Origin of the sequence: Novosphingobium sp. ERW19 (assembly GCF_012641315.1) — a bacterium.
Classification (GTDB): Bacteria; Pseudomonadota; Alphaproteobacteria; order Sphingomonadales; family Sphingomonadaceae; genus Novosphingobium.
The window spans coordinates 10,692-11,190 of record NZ_JABAIC010000015.1; the positions used below are offsets into that span (position 1 = coordinate 10,692).

The window sequence follows — 499 nt, forward strand, 5'->3', positions numbered from 1 at the left end:
ACAGGGGCGTGAGGCCTCGCCCAGCGCGGGTGTGATCGACAGCCAGAGCGTCAAAACCACTGAAAGTGGCGGACCTCGGGGCTACGATGCTGGAAAGAAGATCAAAGGACGCAAGCGTCACATCCTAACCGACACCGAGGGCAATCTGGTTCACGCCGTCGTCCATACCGCTGACATTCAGGATCGCGATGGAGCTCCGATGGTCTTGGGCGGCGTCATTAAACGGTTTCCCTGGCTGCGGCACGTGTTCGCTGGTAGCTGCTCAGGAGGTTGGCACTGAGGCCGATCAAGCGACGGCGAAGCGTCCGTCGACGAGATCGCGGATTGCGCTGAGTGCGGACTGGTCAGAGAGGCGTGCGGTGCCGGTGACGGAACGGTATCCGGCATGGATCTGAGCGCCCCAGTCTGACCTGAAGCCGTTGGTGACCTTACGGAAGACGACCGAGGGGCGGATTTCGCGCTCGGAGATGTTGTTCGTGGCCGGCACGTCACGGTTTTT

At 61.5% G+C, this 499-nt stretch carries 1 protein-coding gene and 1 pseudogene; one reads left to right on the forward strand and one right to left on the reverse strand.

What is annotated here, in order from left to right; translation table 11 throughout:
* Positions 1-253, forward strand: a pseudogene (locus tag HGI46_RS20000) (transposase); the annotation flags it as partial.
* Positions 254-286: 33 nt separating this feature from the next.
* On the opposite strand, the gene HGI46_RS20005 reads toward HGI46_RS20000, so the two are convergent.
* Positions 287-499 (reverse strand): transposase (locus tag HGI46_RS20005; protein WP_168905625.1); only part of this gene is annotated, 213 nt, incomplete at its 5' end.